19 protein-coding genes and 1 riboswitch are annotated in these 22,008 nt (G+C 46.1%); of the genes, 15 read left to right on the forward strand and 4 right to left on the reverse strand.

Going from position 1 to position 22,008, the window contains the following annotated elements; translation table 11 throughout:
* Positions 1–120 precede the first annotated feature (120 nt).
* Positions 121–1,104: a Gfo/Idh/MocA family protein gene (locus tag ACVC7T_RS02935; protein WP_105161221.1), complete on the forward strand. Its 984-nt coding sequence runs from the start codon at positions 121–123 to the stop codon at positions 1,102–1,104.
* A gap of 310 nt (positions 1,105–1,414) precedes the next feature.
* Complete coding sequence (locus ACVC7T_RS02940) at positions 1,415–2,467, forward strand: LysM peptidoglycan-binding domain-containing protein (protein ID WP_447262442.1); 1,053 nt, start codon at positions 1,415–1,417, stop codon at positions 2,465–2,467.
* 387 nt (positions 2,468–2,854) lie between these two features.
* Here ACVC7T_RS02940 and treC read toward each other — a convergent pair whose 3' ends face one another.
* A complete protein-coding gene (treC, locus tag ACVC7T_RS02945; protein WP_447262443.1) occupies positions 2,855–4,480 on the reverse strand; it encodes an alpha,alpha-phosphotrehalase in 1,626 nt (541 codons plus the stop codon).
* 82 nt (positions 4,481–4,562) lie between these two features.
* Complete coding sequence (treP, locus tag ACVC7T_RS02950) at positions 4,563–6,557, reverse strand: PTS system trehalose-specific EIIBC component (protein ID WP_447262444.1); 1,995 nt, start codon at positions 6,555–6,557, stop codon at positions 4,563–4,565.
* 232 nt (positions 6,558–6,789) lie between these two features.
* On the opposite strand from treP, the gene treR reads away from it, so the two are divergent.
* The 11 genes from treR to ACVC7T_RS03005 all read left to right on the forward strand — a co-directional run bounded on the left by treR (position 6,790) and on the right by ACVC7T_RS03005 (position 17,245).
* The gene (treR, locus tag ACVC7T_RS02955; protein ID WP_105111742.1) at positions 6,790–7,503 is read left to right on the forward strand and encodes a trehalose operon repressor; all 714 of its coding nucleotides are present in this window, start codon (positions 6,790–6,792) and stop codon (positions 7,501–7,503) included.
* Positions 7,504–7,556: 53 nt separating this feature from the next.
* Entirely contained in the window at positions 7,557–7,862 is a 306-nt protein-coding gene (gene zapA, locus ACVC7T_RS02960; RefSeq protein WP_105111743.1) for a cell division protein ZapA, read from the forward strand.
* Between the two features lie 2 nt (positions 7,863–7,864).
* Positions 7,865–8,410 carry a CvpA family protein gene (locus ACVC7T_RS02965; RefSeq protein WP_105111744.1) on the forward strand — a complete coding sequence of 182 codons (546 nt, stop codon included), beginning with the start codon at positions 7,865–7,867 and terminating at the stop codon, positions 8,408–8,410.
* 31 nt (positions 8,411–8,441) lie between these two features.
* The gene (locus ACVC7T_RS02970; protein ID WP_447262445.1) at positions 8,442–10,775 is read left to right on the forward strand and encodes an endonuclease MutS2; all 2,334 of its coding nucleotides are present in this window, start codon (positions 8,442–8,444) and stop codon (positions 10,773–10,775) included.
* Positions 10,776–10,793: 18 nt separating this feature from the next.
* Positions 10,794–11,447 (forward strand): GNAT family N-acetyltransferase, encoded by a 654-nt coding sequence (locus ACVC7T_RS02975; RefSeq protein WP_105111746.1) that lies wholly within the window; start codon positions 10,794–10,796, stop codon positions 11,445–11,447.
* A 207-nt stretch (positions 11,448–11,654) separates the two neighbouring features.
* Positions 11,655–11,969 carry a thioredoxin gene (trxA, locus tag ACVC7T_RS02980; RefSeq protein WP_105108141.1) on the forward strand — a complete coding sequence of 105 codons (315 nt, stop codon included), beginning with the start codon at positions 11,655–11,657 and terminating at the stop codon, positions 11,967–11,969.
* Positions 11,970–12,040: 71 nt separating this feature from the next.
* Entirely contained in the window at positions 12,041–13,090 is a 1,050-nt protein-coding gene (locus tag ACVC7T_RS02985) for a DUF389 domain-containing protein (protein ID WP_447262455.1), read from the forward strand.
* 60 nt (positions 13,091–13,150) lie between these two features.
* Complete coding sequence (gene msrB, locus ACVC7T_RS02990; RefSeq protein WP_105122379.1) at positions 13,151–14,089, forward strand: peptide-methionine (R)-S-oxide reductase MsrB; 939 nt, start codon at positions 13,151–13,153, stop codon at positions 14,087–14,089.
* A gap of 106 nt (positions 14,090–14,195) precedes the next feature.
* Positions 14,196–14,299, forward strand: a riboswitch (glycine riboswitch).
* 114 nt (positions 14,300–14,413) lie between these two features.
* Entirely contained in the window at positions 14,414–15,748 is a 1,335-nt protein-coding gene (locus ACVC7T_RS02995; RefSeq protein ID WP_447262446.1) for an alanine/glycine:cation symporter family protein, read from the forward strand.
* Between the two features lie 63 nt (positions 15,749–15,811).
* On the forward strand, positions 15,812–16,651 hold the full coding sequence (locus ACVC7T_RS03000) for a mechanosensitive ion channel family protein (RefSeq protein ID WP_105161227.1): 840 nt from the start codon (positions 15,812–15,814) through the stop codon (positions 16,649–16,651).
* Between the two features lie 9 nt (positions 16,652–16,660).
* Entirely contained in the window at positions 16,661–17,245 is a 585-nt protein-coding gene (locus ACVC7T_RS03005; RefSeq protein ID WP_105161228.1) for a DUF4352 domain-containing protein, read from the forward strand.
* Positions 17,246–17,503: 258 nt separating this feature from the next.
* Here ACVC7T_RS03005 and ACVC7T_RS03010 read toward each other — a convergent pair whose 3' ends face one another.
* On the reverse strand, positions 17,504–18,370 hold the full coding sequence (locus tag ACVC7T_RS03010) for an RluA family pseudouridine synthase (protein WP_125266554.1): 867 nt from the start codon (positions 18,368–18,370) through the stop codon (positions 17,504–17,506).
* Entirely contained in the window at positions 18,370–19,338 is a 969-nt protein-coding gene (locus ACVC7T_RS03015; protein ID WP_105161229.1) for an NAD(P)/FAD-dependent oxidoreductase, read from the reverse strand. The genes ACVC7T_RS03010 and ACVC7T_RS03015 overlap by 1 nt, the downstream gene beginning before the upstream one ends.
* A gap of 268 nt (positions 19,339–19,606) precedes the next feature.
* On the opposite strand from ACVC7T_RS03015, the gene pbp2a reads away from it, so the two are divergent.
* Both pbp2a and rpmG read left to right on the forward strand, forming a co-directional pair.
* Positions 19,607–21,799, forward strand: coding sequence for a penicillin-binding protein PBP2A (gene pbp2a, locus ACVC7T_RS03020; protein WP_447262456.1), 2,193 nt, complete (start codon positions 19,607–19,609; stop codon positions 21,797–21,799).
* Positions 21,800–21,848: 49 nt separating this feature from the next.
* Positions 21,849–22,001: a 50S ribosomal protein L33 gene (gene rpmG, locus ACVC7T_RS03025; RefSeq protein WP_002940258.1), complete on the forward strand. Its 153-nt coding sequence runs from the start codon at positions 21,849–21,851 to the stop codon at positions 21,999–22,001.
* Positions 22,002–22,008: the final 7 nt, after the last annotated feature.

A 22,008-nucleotide genomic window follows, 5' to 3' on the forward strand; every position in this document is an offset into this window, starting at 1 on the left:
TTCTTATTGTATCATAAATGCGACTTGGAGTGTGCGGAAAAGAGTAGAATCTACTATAATAGTTTTAGAACCTGTATGCACAGTAAGAAACTTTACTGTGCATAGGAAAGTGAGGTTAAGATGGAAAATCAAGTTCAATATAAGTGGGCAACTCTGGGAACGGGTGTTATCGCCAATGAATTGGCCCAAGCTCTACAAGCAATGGGAGGGACTATCTACTCCGTTGCCAATCGTACCTATGAAAAAGGGATCGATTTTGCAAAAAAATATGGCATTGAGAAGGTCTATGAGGACATTGATCAGGTGTTTGAGGATCCTGAGGTGGACATTATCTATATTTCTACCCCCCACAACACCCATATCAATTACCTGCGTAAGGCCTTGGCTGGGGGCAAGCATGTTCTCTGTGAAAAGTCCATCACGCTAAATAAGGATGAGTTGGCAGAAGCCATTCAACTGGCGGAGGAAAACCAGGTCATCTTGGCAGAAGCCATGACCATTTTCCACATGCCAATCTATCGTCAGTTGAGCGAAGTGGCTACAAGTGGCAAGCTGGGAGAGTTGAAGATGATTCAGATGAACTTTGGCAGCTACAAGGAATATGACATGACCAACCGCTTTTTCAATAAGAACTTAGCTGGAGGTGCCCTTTTGGACATCGGTGTCTATGCCCTGTCCTTTGTTCGCTGGTTCATGACTGAAAAACCAAATCAAGTCGCTTCGCAGGTCAAATTGGCTCCAACGGGTGTCGATGAACAGGTCGGTATTCTCCTGTCCAATGATGCGGGTGAGATGGCTACGATTGCCCTCAGTCTCCATGCCAAACAGCCTAAGCGTGGGACCATTGCTTATGATAAGGGTTATATCGAACTCTATGAATACCCTCGCGGGCAGAAGGCGGTTATTACCTATACTGAAGACGGTAGTCAAGAGGTAATCGAAGCGGGCGAGACTGCCAAGGCCCTCTCTTATGAAGTGGCGGATATGGAAAAAGCTGTCGCGGGCATCGAAAATACTATGCACCTAGCCTACACCCAAGATGTTATGGAGATCATGACCCAACTCCGAAAAGAGTGGGGCTTGGTGTATCCGGAGGAGATGTAGTTAGTCTAGGTTTTGAGAGGTTGGAGAAGTCCAACCTTTTTTCTTTATGGCAGGAGATAGTCAGTCTTGAAGCCACATATCAGGTCACTATGACAATCTTGTGACAAATATAATGCTTAAGTGACAATCAATTTGGTTTGTTTACAGCTTGTTTAAAAGCCTGGGAAAGGCTTGTTTTGCAAAAAAAATTCCGCTATCATAGGTCTATCTCAAAAGAAAGAAGGAATGTTTTGTGAAACGTAAACAGACAAACAAACCGGTTTATATGAAAAGAAAGAGAAAAAGATCTGTACTGAAAGAGAATAAGAAAATGTTCTACGCATCCTCTGTAGCCTTGTCACTCTTGGCAACTGGCCTGGCAGCTCCGACAATTTCCGCCTTGGAATGGACACCACGCAATGTCTCTGAGATTAGCGCTGAATTGGTCAATCAAGGGGGCCAACTCACTTACACCATCAAGTATGGCGATACCTTGAGTGCCATTGCTGATGCCATGAATCTGGATATGGAAATCCTAGCCAAGGTCAATCAAATTACAGATGTCAACCTGATTTTCCCAGATACGGTATTGACCACGACAGTTGACCAAAATAACCAAGTGACCCAAATCGAAATTGAAGCACCTGCCCAGACAGCCAATCAAGAGCCTGTTCAAGCGACGGTGGATTTGCAGACAAACCAGGCGACCATCGACGATACAGTTGTTCATCTCGACGAGGTAGAAGTCCCTGCTCCAGCGACAGAACCGACTGCTCCAGTAGCTGAAACAGAAGTCCCTGCCGATATTCCAGCCGAGGTAGCTACAGTAGAAGTGCCCCAAGTTTCTATACCCGAAACAACAGAAGCGGTGGCAGCTCCAGCAGCAGAACAGGTTGCTCCAGTTGAAGCACCAGTGGCAGAGCCAGTAGCTGAAACTCCAGTAGTGGAGCCAGCAAGTGAGTCTGTTGTAGCAGAAGAGCCGGTGGTAGAGACTCCAGTGGCTGAAACACCAGCACCAGTTGCTACGGTAGTTTATGATAATAGTGGCCTCCAGCCCCAGGTTGCAGCATTTAAAGAAGAAGTTGCAAATACTTTCGGTATTACTTCTTTTTCAGGATACCGTCCTGGAGATCCCCAAGACCACGGTAAAGGATTGGCTATTGATTTCATGGTGCCAGTGAGCTCAGCCCTCGGTGACCAGGTTGCTGACTATGCCATTGCCAATATGGGTGCCCGCAACATTTCCTACATCATTTGGAAGCAACGTTTCTACTCACCATATCCAAGCATTTACGGACCAGCCTATACCTGGAATCCAATGCCAGACCGCGGAAGTGTAACAGAAAACCACTATGACCACGTCCACGTGTCTTTCAATCCATAAAAATACGGGAAATCGAATCGAAACAGGTTCGATTTTTCTGTTTTTGATTGCAAAAATAGGATATACTGTTTAAAAATAAGAGGAGGGCTGGTTGTGCCAAATTTTGTATCTGGCTTATGGAAGGAATATCTGGAAACCCGGACCAATGCAGGAGAGGATTTTCTCTATTGGTTACTTCAGCGTAAGATGACCTGGGGACAGCGCTGGCTGGTGGTATTGGTTCTGACGTTTATGGTCCAACCATCCCTATGTTCTGTACATCCTCTTTCTGATTGGCACAATCTTGTTTGTGATTTATGCTTTTGGTAGCCTTTATTTTTTTATCAAAAGGCGATTACAATCAAAGAAACACTAAAAAACTCGGGAGAAACTTCCGAGTCTTGGTCTTTAATCGGCCCAAATGGCAAGGGATTGATAAGGTTTCAGTCGAATGGTTTTTCCGAGTTTGGTGTCGCTGTAGTTGTCAATGAGGATGCTGCCTTGTGCGTAATCGTCTGCCAACTCTAGTTGAACTTCTTCTGGGAAGAAGTTGTTGAGGACCAAGAGTTTTTGACCGTCGTGGAGGCGCTCAAAGGCGTAAACCTTGTCGCTGTCCTTGTAGGCAGCCTTGTAATCCCCTTCAGACACGATTGGTAATTCCTTACGAAGTCGAATCAAGTCTTGGTAGAAGGTGAAGATTGGGCCTGTTTTTTCGGTCTCAACGTTTATGGTCTTGTACGATTTACCAGCTTTTAGCCAAGGAGTACCTGTTGAGAAACCGGCATTTTCAGAAGCATCCCACTGCATGGGTGTGCGGGCATTGTCACGCGACTTGGCTTGGATAATCTTGAAGGCCACATCAGGTGTGTTTCCCTGTTCTAAGAGCATTTGGTAGGCATTAAGGCTCTCGACATCGACATAATCATCCATGCTATCGTAGTCAGGGTCAATCATACCGATTTCCTCGCCCATGTAGATATAAGGCGTACCGCGGGACAAGTGGATAGAGGCTGCTAGCATGGTTGCTCCTTCCTTGCGGAAATTCTCCACATCAACAAAGCGGTTGAGGGCACGAGGCTGGTCGTGGTTGTTGTAAAATAGAGCATTCCAGCCATTTCCAACTGACATCTCCTCGCCCCAAGTGTGGAAGAGGCGTTTGAGTTCCTCAAAATCAAAGTCCATGATGGTCCATTTTTTACCATCCTTGTAATCCACCTTGAGGTGGTGGAAATTAAAGGCCATGGACAATTCCTCACGCTCAGGAGCCGTGTACAGAATGCAGTTTTCAATGGTTGTGGCAGACATTTCGCCAACGGTCATAAAGCCTTCTTCCCTTCCAAAGGTGGCATTGTTCATCATGCGGAGGTAGTCGTGGGTGATAGGGCGGTCGGTATAGGCAGGTTTGCCGTCGTTGATTGGGCAATCTTCTAGGACTTCATCCTTACCAATCAGGTTGATAACGTCGAAGCGGAAGCCTTTGACGCCCTTGTCTTTCCAGAAGTTGACCACCTTGAACAGTTCGTCACGGACATAGGGGTTTCGCCAGTTGAGGTCGGCTTGGGTCACGTCAAAGAGATGGAGGTAGTATTTCCCAGTATCGCCAAAAGGTGCCCAGGCATTGCCGCCAAACTTAGACACCCAGTCAGTTGGCTGGTCACGCAGGATAAAGAAATCCTGGTAGTATTTGTCGCCGGCTAGGGCCTTTTGGAACCATTCATGCTCCGTTGAGCAGTGATTGAGGACCATGTCCAACATAAATTCAATACCCAGCTCTTTGCCGACAGCCACCATTTCTTCAAAGTCAGCCATGGTGCCGAAATCAGGATTGACGGCCGTATAGTCAGAGATATCATAGCCGTTGTCTCGCTGCGGACTTGGGTAGAAGGGATTGAGCCAGATCATGTCAATCCCTAGATCCTTCAAATAAGGTAGTTTTTCAATAATTCCTCGTAGATCACCGACACCGTTTCCGGTTGTGTCTTTGTAAGATTTGGGGTAGATTTGATAGACGACTTTACGTTTGTCAATGGTCATGATGATAGTACCATTTCCTTTCTCAAAAATGATGTAATCAACGGCAAAGAGTTGGGGTCACCAACTCTCTACACTTTTTGTTTTATGCTTTTGTTACTTTCAAGATTGCTTGGCCACGTTCTACTGAATGAGGAAGGCTTCCAAGAACCACTGTATTGAAATCCGTTTGGTTGGTCACGATAACTGGTGTTTCAGCGACGAGACCAGCACCCTTGATGACATCGATGTCAAAGCTGATCAATTTATCGCCAGCTTTTACCTTGTCACCTTGTTTGACGTGAGCTGTGAAGCCTTTGCCTTCCAATCCAACAGTATCCATACCGATGTGCATAAGGAGTTCAACTCCGTTTGTAGCAGTGATACCAACAGCGTGGCTAGTAGGGAAGAGGACAGATACTTCACCGTCAACAGGTGCAACTAAGATACCTTCGCTAGGATCGATAAGGACACCTTGTCCCATAACACCAGATGCGAATACAGGGTCAGTGGCTTGTGACAATTCTTTTGCTTGACCAGTTAGGGGGCTGATCAATTCGATAGCAGAACCAGTTTCAACGACAGTTTCAGTTACGACTACAACTTCTTCAACAGTTTCTTCTTTTTTTGAAAATGCACCTGTACGTTTGAAGACAGCTGTCAAAATCATTGGGACAACAATCGCAACAATCATTGTCATAAAGAATGCACCCCAGTATTCAGCCTTGATAGACAAGATACCTGGAAGACCACCGATACCGATAGAAGCAGCTTGGATGTTGAAGGTTACAGAGAGAAGTCCAGCAATACTTGAACCAATCATAGCCGCTACGAATGGGTAAACGTATTTCACGTTAACACCGAAGAGGGCTGGTTCTGTAACACCAAGGTAAGCAGAAATTGTTGCAGGAAGAGAAACTTGCGCTTCTTTTTCATTTTTACGGTTCATGAGGAAGTAGGCAAATACTGCTGAACCTTGAGCAATGTTAGAAAGAGCAATCATTGGCCAGAGACCAGTTCCACCAGCATCCGCAATCAATTGTGTATCGATGGCATTTGTCATGTGGTGAAGACCAGTGATTACGAACGGTGCATAAAGGGCACCGAATACCGCACCAAAGAGCCATTTCAATGGACCAGTCAAACCAGCTAATACAACTGTTGACAACCATTGCCCGATTGTCCAACCGATAGGACCAAGGACAGTGTGAGCCAAGATAATTGCTGGAAGAAGTGATAGGAATGGTATGAAGATCATTGAGACCACTTCTGGAACAACCTTACGCCAGAAGATTTCTAGGTAAGACAGTGCCAAACCGGCAAGGAGGGCAGGGATAACTTGCGCTTGATAACCGATACGAGCAATACTAAATGCACCGAAGTTCCAAGACCAGTCGCTGGCAATGGTTGCTGCATCTGTACCAGGTACAGCATAAGCGTTGAGCAACTGTGGAGAAACCAAACAGATACCAAGGACGATACCAAGGATTTGAGAAGTTCCCATTTTACGAGATACAGACCAAGTGATACCTACTGGTAGGAAGTGGAAGATGGCTTCACCTGGCAACCAGAGGAAGTGGTTGACACCATTCCAGAATGGTGATACTTGAACGATAGTGTTCCAGATTGGTTTACCACTTGCGTCAAAGAGGAGTTCTCCATCTTTCATAGCTTGACCAAGTGCTTCGATTTGTACGCCTTCCAAGACGTTACGGAAACCGAGGATCAAACCGCCGACGATAAGGGCAGGAATGATCGGTGTGAAGATTTCCGCCAGCATGGTCATGACACGTTGGATGGCATTTTGGTTACTTTTAGCGGCTGACTTAGCAGCTTCTTTTGATACGCCTTCGATACCAGACACAGCTGTAAAGTCATTGTAGAAGATTGGAACGTCGTTACCGATGATGACTTGGAACTGACCTGCGTTTGTAAAGGTTCCTTTTACAGCAGGAATGTCTTCGATGACTTTGACGTTTGCTTTTTTGTCATCCGCAAGAACAAAGCGCATACGTGTTGCACAGTGAGTTACAGCTGTGACATTGTCTTTTCCACCAATAGCGTCTAAGAGCTGTTTGGCTTCTTTTTCAAATTTTCCCATATATTTTTCCTTCTAGACGGCTTATGGAATCCGTCACCCTATATTTTTTAGACATCTCCCGAAGTATGTCCTTATTCGAAATTTGTACGGACAAATTTTGTTTACAAAGACCATTGTATCCGATTTCAAAAAATATTGCAAGCGTTTTTAACATTTCTTTATAAAATTTTATAAAATTTCTGTTATACTAGAGTAGTTGTATGATAAAGTGGCTACAAATTAAGGAGACATCATGAAGAAATACCAGGAAATTTACAATGACTTAAAGGAAAAAATCCGTACAAATACCTACCCTGCTGAAACCAGTCTGCCGACCGAGCAGCGCCTGCAAGAAATTTACGGTGTCAGTCGTGATACTGTCCGCAAGGCCCTGTCTATGTTGACAGAAAGAGGCATGATTCAGAAAGTTCAGGGCCGAGGTTCCCTAGTTCTCAAGCAAGAAATGCTGAATTTCCCTGTTTCTGGTCTGACTTCCTACCAGGAATTGGCTGAGTCTTTGCAGCTGGAGACCAAGACAGAAGTAGTCAGCCTGGATCAGATTGTTATCAGCAGCAACTTGGCGAATTTGACTGGGTTTGAACCCCATAGCAAGGTCTGGAAAGTTGTCCGTACACGTTCTATTGATGGCAAGGTGTCGGTTGTGGATACTGACTACCTGTCTGCGGATATTGTGCCGACCATTACCAAGGAAATTGCTGCATCTTCCATTTACAATTATCTGGAGAAGACCCTCAAGCTGGATATTGCCTATGCCCAAAAGGAAATTACTGTTGAGCCGACCAGCCGTGAGGAGCGAGAGCTCATGAAAAATGAAGATGACTATCTGGTCCTCATCAAATCCCGCGTCTATCTGGGAGATACCAAGCAATTCCAATACACTGAAAGCAAGCACAAAATCGACAAATTCCGCTTTGTAGACTTTGCGCGTAGAAAACACTCTATATAGTAGGAATTGGCGAAAATAGTCATTTTGAGGTATAATAGGAAGCGAGGTGTACTATGGCAAATCTGAATCGATATAAATTTACATTTGGTGAAAAACAATTAACCCTGACGACCGAGCATGACAATCGTTTTATGACGGAAGTGGAGAAGCTAGCCCAGGAAAAATACCAGGCCATCAAGGAGAAAATGCCCAAGGCAGACCCTGAAACCCTGGCCTTGTTGTTGGCTATCAATTCCCTCTCAGTCCAGCTGACCCGCGAGATGGCCTTTGAAAAGACAGAGGCAGAATTGGCGGCCATGAAAGAAAAGGTCTTAAAAAAGAACGTGACCCTGCTGGACCTAGATGAGCTTGAGGAGTAGACATGGTATCAATTGCAATTCTTATCCTCCTAGCCTGGAGTTTTTATATCGGCTATAGTCGAGGACTGGTCCTTCAAGGCTTTTACGGTGTTTCTAGCCTCTTTGCTATCTTGGTGGCGGCCTTGACCTATAAGAAGTTGTCAGGGATTCTCTATCTATGGGTACCCTTTGCCAATGCAACCCAGGGTAGCTTTAACTATTATTTTGATGAAAAATACCTATTTGATTTGGACCAGGTCTTCTATGCAGGCTTGGCCTTTCTGACAGTCTATCTCCTGGTCTATGCCATCATGCGTTTTGTTGGAATCTTTGTCCACCTCTTGGAAGCCTACAATCCTGATACAATCCAATCAAACCTTATCAGTGGTGCCATTGCGGTAGTGGTGGCCTTGCTTTCTCTGCAAATGGTCTTGGTCCTGGTGGCGACTATTCCTGTGGACCTGGTACAGGAGCAACTCCAGAAAAGTTTCCTAGCAAATCTGCTAATCCAGTACATTCCGACGGCTCATTTTTTCAAGGCTGTCTGGCTAAGTAATATTACAGGGTAGGGCAACCTACTCTTTTTCTAAGTAGGAAAGTATGAATCATAAAATTATTGAAACCCTTGAATTTCACAAAGTAAGACGAAAAATTGAGCCCTATCTGCTGACAGACCAGGGCTTGGACGAATTACGGCAACTGGAGCCCATGGTGGACATCAACCGTATCCAGCAGGCCTTTGATGAATTGACAGACATGGGGCAGATTTTTGTGGAAAATCCCTATTTCAGCCTGTCTGAGACTACAGACATCAATCCAGCCATGCGTCGTTTGGAGTTGGATACGGACCTCAATATTACGGAGCTCTTAGCTGTCAAAAAAGTCCTGGAGGTGTCCAAATCCCTCTTGGATTTTTATGGCAATCTGGAAAACATCCAGCTAAGCCAGTTGGACAAGCATTTTGAGAAAATCGAGCTCTTTCCGCATCTACAAGGCTCGCTCCAGTCCATCAATGATGCTGGTTTTGTAGAGGATTTTGCTTCTGAAAAGCTGGCGAAAATCCGCCGGAAGATCCGTGAAGCAGAGGATCAGGTCCGTCAGGTCATGCAGGATATTTTGAAGAACAAGAGCGATATGCTGTCTGACAGCATCTTAGCAAGCCGTAATGGACGTAATGTCCTTCCTGTTAAAAATACCTATCGCAACAGAATTGCAGGTGTGGTCCATGACATCTCCGCCTCTGGCTCTACTGTCTATATCGAGCCGCGGGCGGTCGTAACCCTGAACGAAGAAATCAGTCAGCTACGTGCAGAAGAACGCCATGAGCTCAACCGTATCTTGCAGGAATTGTCGGATATGCTCCGTCCGCATAGTGGCGTGATTCGTAACAATGCCTGGCTTATCGGGCATATTGATTTCGTCCGTGCTAAGCATCTCTTTGCGCGTGATTATCAAGCAGTTGTACCCAAACTATCTGAGAAGCAGGATATTGCCCTTCTCAATGTTCGACATCCGCTCATTGCTGAGCCTGTACCAAACGACCTTTATTTTAGTAGTCAGTTGACGGCCATCGTGATTACAGGTCCCAACACGGGTGGTAAGACTATCATGCTTAAGACCTTGGGGCTGACCCATCTCATGGCCCAGTCTGGTTTGCCTATCTTGGCTGATAAGGGTAGTCGGGTAGCTATATTCAAGGAAATCTTTGCGGACATCGGAGACGAACAGTCCATCGAGCAGAGTTTATCAACCTTCTCCAGTCACATGACCCACACGGTGCAGATTTTAGCGGAGGCGGATCAAGATTCTTTGATTTTATTTGACGAGCTGGGGGCTGGTACGGATCCGCAAGAGGGGGCCTCTCTGGCCATGGCTATCTTGGAAGACCTGCGTCTGCGGGGCATCAAGACCATGGCAACCACCCACTATCCGGAACTCAAGGCCTACGGGATTGAAACCTCTGGGATTGAAAATGCCAGCATGGAATTCGATACCAACAGCCTGCGTCCGACCTATAAGTTCATGCAGGGAGTGCCTGGTCGTTCCAATGCCTTTGAAATTGCCCGGCGTTTGGGTTTATCAGATATTATCATTCAGTCAGCCCAGTCTTGGACCGACACCGATAGCGATGTGAACCGCATTATCGAGAAATTGGAAAGTCAGACGGTTGAAAGTCGTCAGCGTCTGGATACGATTCGTGATGTGGAGCAAGAAAATTACAAGATGAACCGAGCCCTCCGCAAGCTCTATGACGAGCTCAATCGTGAGCGGGAAAATGAGCTCAACAAGGCACGCTTGGAAGCCAAGGAAATTGTAGATATGGCATTGGCAGAAAGCGAGGATATTCTCAAAAATCTCCATGCTGCAGCCAGTCTCAAGCCTCACCAGATCATCGAAGCCAAGGCAGAGCTGAAAAAGTTGGCGCCTGAAGTGGTGGATCTGTCTAAAAACAAGGTCCTGAAAAAAGCCAAAATCCAGCGTGCTGCCAAGGTGGGTGATGATATTATCGTTACTGCCTATGGTCAGCGGGGAACTCTGACCAATCAGCTCAAGGACGGCCGTTGGGAAGCTCAGGTTGGCTTGATTAAGATGACCTTGGGCAAAGATGAGTTTGAACTGGTCAAGGTGGAGAAGGCAGAGCAGCCTAAGAAGCGCCAGGTTCACACAGTCAAACGTGCCAATGTACGAGGACCAAAAGCCCGCTTAGACCTCCGTGGCAAACGCTACGAAGAGGCTATGATGGAGCTGGATGAATTTATCGACCAGGCCCTGCTTAACAATATGGCCCAAGTCGATATTGTTCACGGTATCGGTACTGGAGTCATCCGAGAAGGAGTGACCAAGTACCTCCGTCGCAACAAGCAGGTCAAGGAGTTCGGCTACGCCCCACAAAATGCTGGTGGATCAGGCTGTACCATTGTGACCTTTAAGTAAGGAGCTATGAGTAACATTATGATTATCAGAAACTATCAAACCAGTGATGAAAAAGGCTGGGTTTATTGCAAGGCACTCAGCTACCTCTTTTCCCCATTCTTTGATGATAGAGAAACAGAGAAGCCCGAACTAATGACAGACGTTTATGACTACCGCGTGGAATGGGTGGCTGAAGTAAACGGACAAATTGTTGGTCTAATCGACATCGATATTTACACGGAAGAGTGCAGCCAGTCTTATATTTACGCACCAAGTAAGCGGACAGCTTATTTTACTAACCTAGCAGTCCACCCTGATTTTCAAGGTCAGGGTATTGCCCAGGCGCTTTTTGAAAAAGCAGAGCAGGAGTTGAGAGAGCAAGGTGTAGAGAAACTAGCCATCTTTACCAGAGAGGGAGATGTAGCCAATCACTTGTATCAAAAATGGGGCGGACAGCTAGTTTGCTCGGACTATCTAGTCGTCGGAGCACCCAAAGACATCCCAACCATCCGTTTTGGAATTGATTTAGAGCGAGGTAGATTGTCCTTTTCAGATATTGAAGGTCAGCAAGTTCCCTACTATTTGAGAGAAGGTGTTTATGTAGTCAGTGAAGAAGCTGGCTTGGGTCTCTTTGACATAGAAGATGCCTATCAAGAATTGACCTACGTGGTGGATTTGACGGAAAAAAGTTGAAACATATTCAACTTTTTTCTTTTTTGTAAATGAATCTGGTACGTGATTCCCCCTCGTCCTCCTGCGGTCTAGTTTAGAATGATCAACATGCTTTCAAATCACAATTGTTTAAGCATGTCTATATCATTTCTCTTCCGTAGCAAATATTCGCATTCTCTTTTCATTTGGTGTAGAATGATAGTACCAAAAACAGAAACGGAGAAAATTATGGTTCAAGTTATTACAGATGCAAACTTTGAAGTTGAAACACAAGAAGGCGTAGTCCTTGTTGACTTTTGGGCACCTTGGTGTGGTCCATGCCGCATGCAAGCACCAATCTTAGAGCAATTAGCAGGCGAAGTGGATGAAGATGAACTGCGTATCTACAAGATGGATGTTGATGAGAATCCAAACACAGCTCGTCAATTTGGAATCATGTCTATCCCAACTCTATTGTTCAAAAAAGACGGACAGGTTGTGAAACAAGTAGCAGGTGTGCATACCAAAGACCAAATCAAAGCAATCTTGGCAGAAATTGCCTAGCTAGGAAGGACTGAGAAAAGTCCTTTTTATCTATCAAAAAATAGATTGTTATAATAAAGTCACCTAAAAAACTGAGAGTGGAGAATATGAAAAACAAGTATTTTACAACCATGGAATACCGTGATAAGCTCTTTGAAGAGTTGGATTTACAGACTCGTGATATGGTTATCCTAATGTGTGCGATTTTTATTGCTTCTGTTGGTTTAAATATGAATAGCACGGCAGTGATTATCGGTGCTATGCTGATTTCCCCCTTGATGACACCGATTGTTGGGCTTGGTCTGGGCTTGGCGATTTATGACCTTGCCTTGATGAAGAAGGCGTTGAAGTTGCTGGCTGTCGAAGTTGTTATTAGCCTGCTGGTATCCGGCATCTATTTCTATCTTTCGCCGATTACAGTAGCCAGTACAGAGTTGACTGCTAGAATTTCGCCGACAGTCTGGGATATTATTATTGCCATTGCTGGCGGAATTGCTGGAGTGATTGGCAGTCGGAAAAAAGAGGCCAATAATATTGTGCCCGGTGTTGCCATTGCGACAGCCCTCATGCCTCCTATTTGTACAGCAGGTTTTGGCTTGGCTCATGGTAATACCCAGTACTTCTTTGGAGCCCTCTACCTCTTTTTGATCAACTGTATCTTCATCATGTTGACCACCTTTTTCGGCTCCCGCTTTATGATGCGACGGACCAAGGCAGTTGAATTGAACAAATTGAACCCAAAATTGAGATATGGTATGACGGCTCTAGTACTTGCCTTGACCATTCCGAGTCTGCTTTCAGCAGGAAATCTGGTCTTAGACTATGCCCGTAAGGATGCCATGAATCAATACATTAGTGAGAAATTTACCTCTCACACTATTCTTAGCCGGACTTATAATAAAACTAAAAATCAGTTGGAGATTACCATTGTCGGACAAGAACTGACCGAACAAGAATTGGAAAAATTAGTCAAGGAAAAGTCGAAATACGGATTAGAGAAATTGACGGTCAAGGTCAACCAGGTTGCCAGCTTGTCACAGGCAGATGCTAAGGAGGTTTACCAGTATATTGACCAGTATATTGAGCAAAAGTTGTCCAACACAGATACAAAAAATGAAGAAATTCAAGATGAGATAGAGTAGGCGGGAGGAGTATGCGTCCTACTTTTAAGAATAGATTAGATGATATAGGAGGAAACTCACATGAAAGAAATCTACCTAGCAGGCGGTTGTTTCTGGGGGATGGAAGGCTATTTCTCCCAGATCGATGGTATTCTTGACACCAGCGTGGGCTATGCTAATGGGCAGGTGGAGACGACCAATTATCAACTCCTCAAACAAACAGACCACGCAGAGACGCTCTATCTAGCCTATGATGAGACTCGTATCAATTTGCGGGAAATTCTCCTCTACTATTTCCGCGTCATTGACCCCTTCTCTGTCAATCAGCAGGGACCTGACAAAGGTCGCCAGTATCGGACTGGTATCTATTACACAGATGAGGCTGATTTGCCGACTATCGAGCAAGTCATGACGGAGCAGTCCCAGCTCTTTGGCGGACGCCCACTAGCCGTTGAGGTGGAGCCACTCGCGCATTACATCCCCGCCGAAGACTACCATCAGGATTATCTCAAGAAAAATCCCCAAGGGTACTGTCATATCGATCTTGGGCAGGCAAAAATCCCTCTGATTGATGTAGCAGACTACCAAAAGCCAGACCAGCAAGTCTTAAAAGACAGCTTGACCGACCTCCAGTATCAAGTCACTCAAGAAGCTGCGACGGAAAGACCCTTCGAAAATGAGTTTTGGAATAGCGACCAAGCTGGCATCTACGTCGATATTACGACTGGTGAGCCCCTCTTTCTCTCAACAGACAAATTCGACTCAGGCTGCGGCTGGCCCTCCTTTACCAAACCAATCAGCAAAGAAGTTGCGACTTATTTTCAAGATCTTTCCCACGGCATGAACCGTATTGAAGTTCGTAGTCGGGCTGGTCATGCTCATCTAGGCCATGTCTTTGATGACGGACCGCGTGACAAGGGTGGATTACGTTACTGTATCAACTCCGCAGCCCTTCGTTTCATACCGAGAGAGGAAATGGAAGCAGCAGGATATGGCCTGTTTTTGGACTTGTTGGGATAATTTTTTGAAAACATTCTTGATTTTTTCTGAAAAATAGTCTAAAATAGAGCGAGATAAAACTAAATAACCGGTTGATAGTGGGCAGAAAGGCAACTGACTGTCCAAAGGACGGAACTCTGGAGAGACCATAAGGCACCGAAGGGGCAAGGTAGTTCTGCTTGGAAAAGTAGGGCTGCTGAAACTCTCAGGTAAAAGGACAGAGCGCATTGAAGACAGGGGATTTTCTGTTGTCTTTCGCGTTGATTCTAGAGGTTGAAGTTATTCAACCTCTTTGTATTTTTCCGGCAGCTTTATCGGATTAAGAATTATGCTTAGGAGGAAGCTATGTTAGAATTGATGCAGCACATCAATGATTTTGTTTGGGGTCCACCCCTCTTGTTACTCTTGGTCGGAACGGGTGTCTATTTTACCCTTCGTTTGGGAGTGTTTCAGGTCAGCAAGTTACCGACCGCCTTTCGTTTGATTTTCTCCAGTGACCAGTCTGGTCAGGGAGATGTGTCCAGCTTTGCGGCCCTTTGTACGGCCCTGGCGGCCACGGTTGGTACGGGAAATATTGTCGGGGTGGCAACAGCCATTACGACAGGTGGCCCAGGAGCTCTTTTCTGGATGTGGGTGGCAGCCTTCTTTGGTATGGCAACCAAGTATGCGGAAGGTTTCTTGGCTATCAAGTACCGGACCAAGGACGCCAACGGTCAAGCGGCTGGTGGGCCTATGCATTATATCACCTTGGGGATGGGACAAAAGTGGAAGCCTTTAGCAGTTTTCTTTGCCATTTCAGGAGTTTTAGTGGCCCTCTTGGGGATGGGAACTTTTTCTCAGGTTAATTCCATTGCCTCATCCATGTCTGCTAGCTTTGGTCTGGCTCCCCAGTTGGTCAGCATCGTAACTGCCATTTCCATCGCTTTCTTTATCTTCGGAGGGATTGAAAAAATCTCTGATGTTTCAACTAAAATTGTCCCATTTATGGCGATTTTGTATGTCTTGGCAAGTGTAATCGTTTTGGCTCTGCATTGGGATCAGCTCTTGCCAACCATAGCTATGGTTCTTACATCAGCCTTTACCCCAGCAGCAGCTGTGGGTGGCTTTGCAGGTGCGACCGTGCAACAGGCAATCCAGCGTGGGATTGCGCGTGGGGTGTTCTCCAATGAATCTGGTCTAGGTTCGGCGCCTATTGCAGCAGCAGCAGCTAAGTCAGATAATCCAGTAGAACAGGGCTTGATTTCAATGACGGGTACCTTTATCGATACACTCATCATCTGTACCTTGACAGGCTTGACGATTCTAGTAACTGGTCAGTGGTCTATAGAAGGGTTGGCAGGGGCTCCGCTCACTCAGGCAGCCTTTTCGACAGTATTTGGACAGCCAGGTGTCTTGGCCTTGACCATCAGTTTAGTTCTCTTTGCCTATACGACCATTCTGGGTTGGTCTTATTATGGGGAACGCTGTATTGAGTTTCTATTTGGAACCAAAGCCATCTTACCTTACCGTCTGGTCTTTGTAGCTATGGTTGCCTTAGGTGGTTTCCTCAAGTTGGACTTGATTTGGACCATCGCAGATATTGTGAACGGGCTCATGGCTCTTCCAAACTTGATTGCCTTACTGGCTCTCTCGCCTGTTATCATCAAGGAGACACGCCAGTATTTTGCAAAGAAGAAATAAGATGAAAGACAGTCATTTGGCTGTCTTTTAGGTTTTTATAGTTTTTTCTGCTATAATTATCTCATGAATGATTTTATTATCAAGTATTTTTCTCAATTTAATATTGAGGTCATTGTGACAGCAGGTCTAAATAAGGTTCTATCGCTAGTTTTACTCTTTGTTGCATTTTACATTATCAAGAAGATAGCCAAAGCTTCTGTGAAAAAGGTTTTGGTTCCCTCTCTAAAGGTATCTACACAAGACATTGGTCGCCAAAAAACGATTAGCCGTCTGGTGGAGAGTATTCTGAATTATTTGCTCTACTTTATTCTCATTTATTGTATCTTGAGCATTTTAGGCTTACCGGTATCTAGTCTTCTTGCAGGAGCCGGGATTGCCGGGGTAGCTGTTGGGCTGGGGGCACAAGGTTTTCTCTCAGACTTGGTCAATGGATTCTTTATCTTAATTGAACGACAGTTTGACGTCGGAGATGTGGTTAAGTTAACCAACGGTCCCATTACTATTTCAGGCACCATTGTGAGCATGGGTATTCGGACGACACAAGTACGTGATGCAGATGGGACCTTGCATTTTATTCCCAATCGTAATATCCTTGTCGTGTCCAATCAATCTCGTGGAGATATGCGAGCTCAGGTAGATATTCCGCTTAAATTTAACACCGATTTGGAGCAGGTAAGTCGAGTAATTGAGGAAGTCAACCGTAGAGAAGTTGGCAACTTTGATCAGATTACAGGTGTGACAGTTCTTGGACCGCAAAATACGACCAATGGTCAGTTTGTTTTCCGTGTCAATCTATTTGTAGCACATGGTCAACAAAGCAATATCTACCATCAATTTTTAGGATTTTATCAAGATGCCCTACGCCAGGCAGGCATCGACCTGCCTACAGCCAGCTTGAAATAAGGAGTTCCTATGCAGCAGAAAGATTTCGTCGTCGAAGACGGCTATATGTACTATCCTAAGAAAGCTCTCTACAAACAGCCCCTCTTTTGGACCACCATAATTGGCGCTGTAGCCAGTCTTGTGCTAGGGGTGACTTGCTTGTTACTCATCATTGGTCTTGGCTTTAGCGAGCTTTCTCTGGACCAGCCTTCTACGGAATTTGATAGCACCAGGACCTATCGAGAGCACGAGGTCGGAGAAAGTGTTGACTTTGCGGATGGCCTGCGCGTGACGGTGCAATCCATGGGACAAGACGACAGCGTGGATCTGGTGGATGATTATTACCCTTCGGCCTATGTGGTAGATTTGGAAGTGGAAAATCCTGGTCAGGAAGATATTTACTTTGACGAATATTATTTTAACCTGATTGACCTTTCAACGGACTTCCCTTTGACCCTGGACTTACGGACCTATGATGTCAATCTGGCTGAGAAAATAAAGGCCGGTGAGAAGATATCTGTCCGTCTTATCTATGGTTTGGACGGTGAGACCAATCTTGGTTTTGTCTATGATGATGTCATGTGGACGGAGCAGCTGATTGGCCAGGGGATTTGATACTCTTCGAAAATCATCTTATCCGTTGTCAAGAGCCTTGGTGAGTGAAAAGATCCGGGGGAGGTTTTCAGCCTGTCGCCTTGAAACGAGAGAGCGACAGAGTTCTACCTTCGGCATTTTTGAGGCGAACAAGTTCGCTCTGTTTCCAGCCTTCAACTGTTCCCCAAACAGTTGAAGCTGGGCTAGATTGATTTTCATTGAGTATGAGTAAAGCGGGTAATTAACATAAAATTATATGTAAGTTAAAAAGCTGAAACTTCAGCTTTTTTTCAGTTCTTTCTCAAAACTCTCCGACCTTGCTTCTACACTAATTTCTTCGAGTGTCAGTGGGTGGGTCAGGCTGAGGCGGGCTGCGTGGAGCATGAGGCGGGGAGCGCTGACTTTGCTATAGAGTGGGTCGCCAATGAGGGCATGACCGTGGTGGGCTAGGTGGACGCGGATTTGGTGGGTGCGTCCAGTTTCTAAGCGACAGGAAATCAGGCTGTTCTTGCCGACTTTTTCCAGTTGTTTGACATGAGTGACAGCCTCCTGACCCTTGCGGTGATCGACCAATCGTTTCCTGCGATCATGACGGTCGCGCCCGATTTTGTCTGTAATGGTCCAACTCTCCTGCTTGAGATGACCTTGGCAGAGGGCTAGATAATCGCGATAGATGACCTTATCCTCTAAGAGACGGTTGAGAATGGGCAGGATAAAGGGATTTTTGGCAAAAAGAATGGCTCCGCTGGTCTCCATATCCAGCCTGTGGACCACATAGCAGGTTTGACCGACATAAGCTGATACATGGTTGAGCAAGGCGATTTCCGTCGGCTCATTGCCGTGGGTCTTCATTCCTTCGGGCTTGTTAACGATAATCAGATGTTCATCTTGATAGAGCTCTTCGACCAAGTCTGCCTGCCCCATAGGAATCGTCTTTTCCGGATAATCTTCCTCATCAAAGGTCAATTCTAGCAGGTCACCGGGAGCAATGGAACTCTGCCAGTTAACGGTTTGCCCATTGACGGTGACGTGTTTTTTGGTGCGGAGGAAGTGGCGGATTTTTCTGGGAATGAGAAAATAATCTTCCAAGACTTCTTTGACAGTCAATTCTGGAAAGGCTTGGGGAATGCGAATGTTAATTTTCATCATAGGCTGGTTGAGTGTTTTGGTTGCACTTTTTCGTTTGGATTGATGTAGTTCATAGCATTGTTGACGGCAGTCGGAGCCTCGCCAAAGCCAGTAGCAATCAGGTCAACCTTGCCTTCGTAGTAGCAACAATCGCCGATAGCATAGACGCCGGCCTGCGAGGTTTCCTGTTTGCTGTTGACTAAAATGCGGTGACGATGCAGGTCTAATCCCCATTCTTTCAGGGTTCCGACCGATGATTTGAAACCGTAGTTGACAAAGAGGTGGTCGAAGTTCAGGGTGAGCTGGTCCTCGCTCTTGACCTTGTCGAAACGAATAGCAGCAGCTCTGCCATTTTCCCCAGAAAGTTCCTTAGGAACATAGGGAGTGTGGATGGCGACGCTAGACTTTTTCAGGTCCTCGACGCTGTGCTCTAGGGCACGGAAATTGTCGCGTCGGTGGACGATGCTGGTGGTTTTGGCGATTTTTTCAAAGGCCAGAGACCAGTCAACAGCGGAGTCGCCACCACCCAAGACAAGGACGTCCTTGTCTGCGTACTGCTGGATATTGGACACATGGTAGTGAACGTTTTCATAGCTGTCAGCTCCGTCAATCTCCAGAGGACGGGGCTTGAAGGCTCCGCCACCCATGGCGATGATGACCGACTTGGTCTGGTGGGTGTCCTTGTTGGTTGTCAAAGTGATGACTTCACCCGGTTGGATAGCTATCAGGGTTTCATTGAGGCAAATAGTGGTGTCAAATGGGGCTAACTGGGCAAGCAGGTTGTCCGTCAATTCTTGACCAGTCAGGCTTGGGAAGGCAGGAATGTCCAGGATGGATTTTTCAGGATAGAGGATGGCGGGTTGTCCACCGAGTTGGGGCAGCGAATCAATCACTTTGACTTTGGCCTGGCGCAGATGGGCGTAGAAGGCAGCAAAGAGCCCAACAGGACCACCGCCGATAATGGTAATGTCGTAGATTTCAGTCATAGTCTTTTCCTTATCAATAGAGAATAGTCCTATTCTACCATATTTTCAGTCCTAAGACCGATTTTATGGGCTGTCACAGTTCAACCAAAGGATTGGTAGCTGAAAAATTTGGGCCGATATAGTATAATAGTCCAAAACTAGAGAAAGAGGAGGGGGCATGGACAAGGACGATTTGCAGTTTGAGCCCATTGAAGTGCCAGAGGATTTCGAGTCTCTGGACCAGACCAAGGCCTATACTAGCGACCAATTTACAAGCGCAGAGTCTGACATGGGAGAAACGAAAAACATAGACCTACCAGGTTTAGAAAGTGGGAAGAAAATCAGATTTAGTCGTCGCTCAGCCCGAGGCAGTCGTGACAGGTCCGATAAACCTAAAAAGGAAAGTCGGATTCCAGAGCCTGCTCGCAAATTTTGGCGCCGTTACCAGCTGACTAAAATTCTGCTGATTATTCTGGGTGTTTTGATACTGACGGTGGGAGGCTATCTCTTCTTCCTAGCCAAGACCGCAAATGTTGGCGATTTGCAGGAGGCCCTCAAGGCCAAGACGGTTATCTATGACAAGGACGGTTTGGAAGCTGGTACCCTGTCGGGGCAGAAAGGAACCTATGTGGAGCTGGATGCCATTTCGGATAATCTGGAAAATGCCGTCATCGCTACGGAAGACAGGACTTTTTATGAAAATTCTGGTATCAACTACAAGCGGACCCTACTGGCCTTCCTCACCTTGGGCCGGTCTGGGGGTGGTTCGACCATTACCCAGCAGTTGGCCAAAAATGCCTTCCTGACTCAGGACCAGACCATTAGCCGGAAGGCGAGGGAGTATTTCCTGGCCCTTGAAATCAATAAAAAATATAGCAAGCAGGAAATCCTGACCATGTACCTCAACAATGCCTATTTTGGCAACGGGGTCTGGGGGATTCAGGATGCTAGTCTCAAGTATTTTGGGGTTAATGCTAGCGATTTGAGTCTGGAGCAATCGGCTGTTTTAGCCGGCATGCTCAAGGGGCCTGAGATTTACAATCCTTATTATTCCATTGAAAATGCGACTAATCGCCGTAATACTATTTTGCAGGTCATGGTGGATGCCCAGTTTATTGATCAGGCAACTGCTGATGCAGGAATGCAGGTGGACGTGGGCAGTCAGCTCTACGATGCTTATGCGGGCAAGGCTAGCAACTATGCCTATCCCTCTTATTTTGATGCGGTTATTGCAGAGGCTATTGACCGATATGGATTGAAAGAAAGTGACATTATCAACAACGGCTACCGGATTTATACGGAGATGGATCAGACCTCTCAGGCCAATCTCCAAGTGATTTTTAATGACGAGAGTCTCTTCCCGCAGTCTGCCTATGATAGTTCTTATGCTCAGGGGGCAAGTGTGGCCCTGGATCCGTCTACAGGTGGCGTTCGAGCGCTGGTTGGGCGGGTTAATTCATCCGAAGATTATGCCTTCCGTAACTTCAATTTCGCGACCCAGGCTAAGAGAAGTCCGGGTTCGACCATCAAGCCCTTGGTTGCCTATGCTCCGGCAGTGTCGGCAGGCTGGGAAATTGATAAAGAGCTGGACAACCACACGACGACCTACGGGACCTATACCTTGCAGAATAATGATCTGTCTACATCGGAATCTATTCCCATGTACCAAGCCTTAGCCCTGTCTTACAATTTGCCTGTGGCATCCATTGTCGACACCTTAGGGATTGACACCGCCTTTGAATACGGGAAAAAATTTGGCCTGAACATGAGTAAGGTTGAAAAGGTACTGGGAGTGGCTATAGGATCTGGAGTGGAGACCAATGCCCTGCAAATGGCCCAGGCCTATGGTGCCTTTGCCAACCATGGGACCATGAAGGATGCTCATCTGATTAGCCGTATTGAAACGGCCAATGGCAAGGTCATCGTGGACCACCGTTCTCAGTCGACCAAGGTGATCGATAAGTCAGTGGCAGACAAGATGACCTCTATGATGCTGGGAACTTTTACCAACGGTACAGGGGTCAATGCGGATGTCTACGGCTACAATCTAGCCGGAAAGACGGGGACGACCGAGACCAACTTTGATGTCTCTCTTATCAATGACCAGTGGATTATCGCCTATACACCTGACTTGGTTATCAGCCAGTGGGTTGGTTTTGAAAAGACTGACGAGACCCACTATATCGATGCCAATAATTCCTGGAAGGCGCCTGTGCTCTTCCAAACAGTTGCGGCCAATCTCTTGAGTCAGACCAGCGGGACACCATTTACAGTGGACAATGCTTACGCCATGAATGGCATTGTGCCTATCAATCAAGTGGAGACAGGACCGACAGAGCCGGTCATCAGCCCAGAGCAAATCCAGGAAATCAGTGACCGAGCAAGACAGCTTCTAGAAGAAACCAAGCAACAAATCATTGATGCCCAGCTACCTGAGCGAGCACGCACCCTCATAGACAATATAAGAAGTTGGTTTGAGTAGTTGTCAAATGAGCTAAAACATGATAAAATAAGGTTTATTGGAGGGCTATATGGCACTAAAAAAAGCAAGCCTAGCCTGTACAGTTTGTGGATCTCGTAACTATTCAATTTCCCTATCGAGCAATCCCAAGCCAACACGGTTAGAAGTAAATAAATTTTGTAAACACTGTGGTCAGTATACGGTCCACAAGGAAACTAGATAGGAGTAGC

The organism is Streptococcus sp. P25B114, assembly GCF_053010325.1.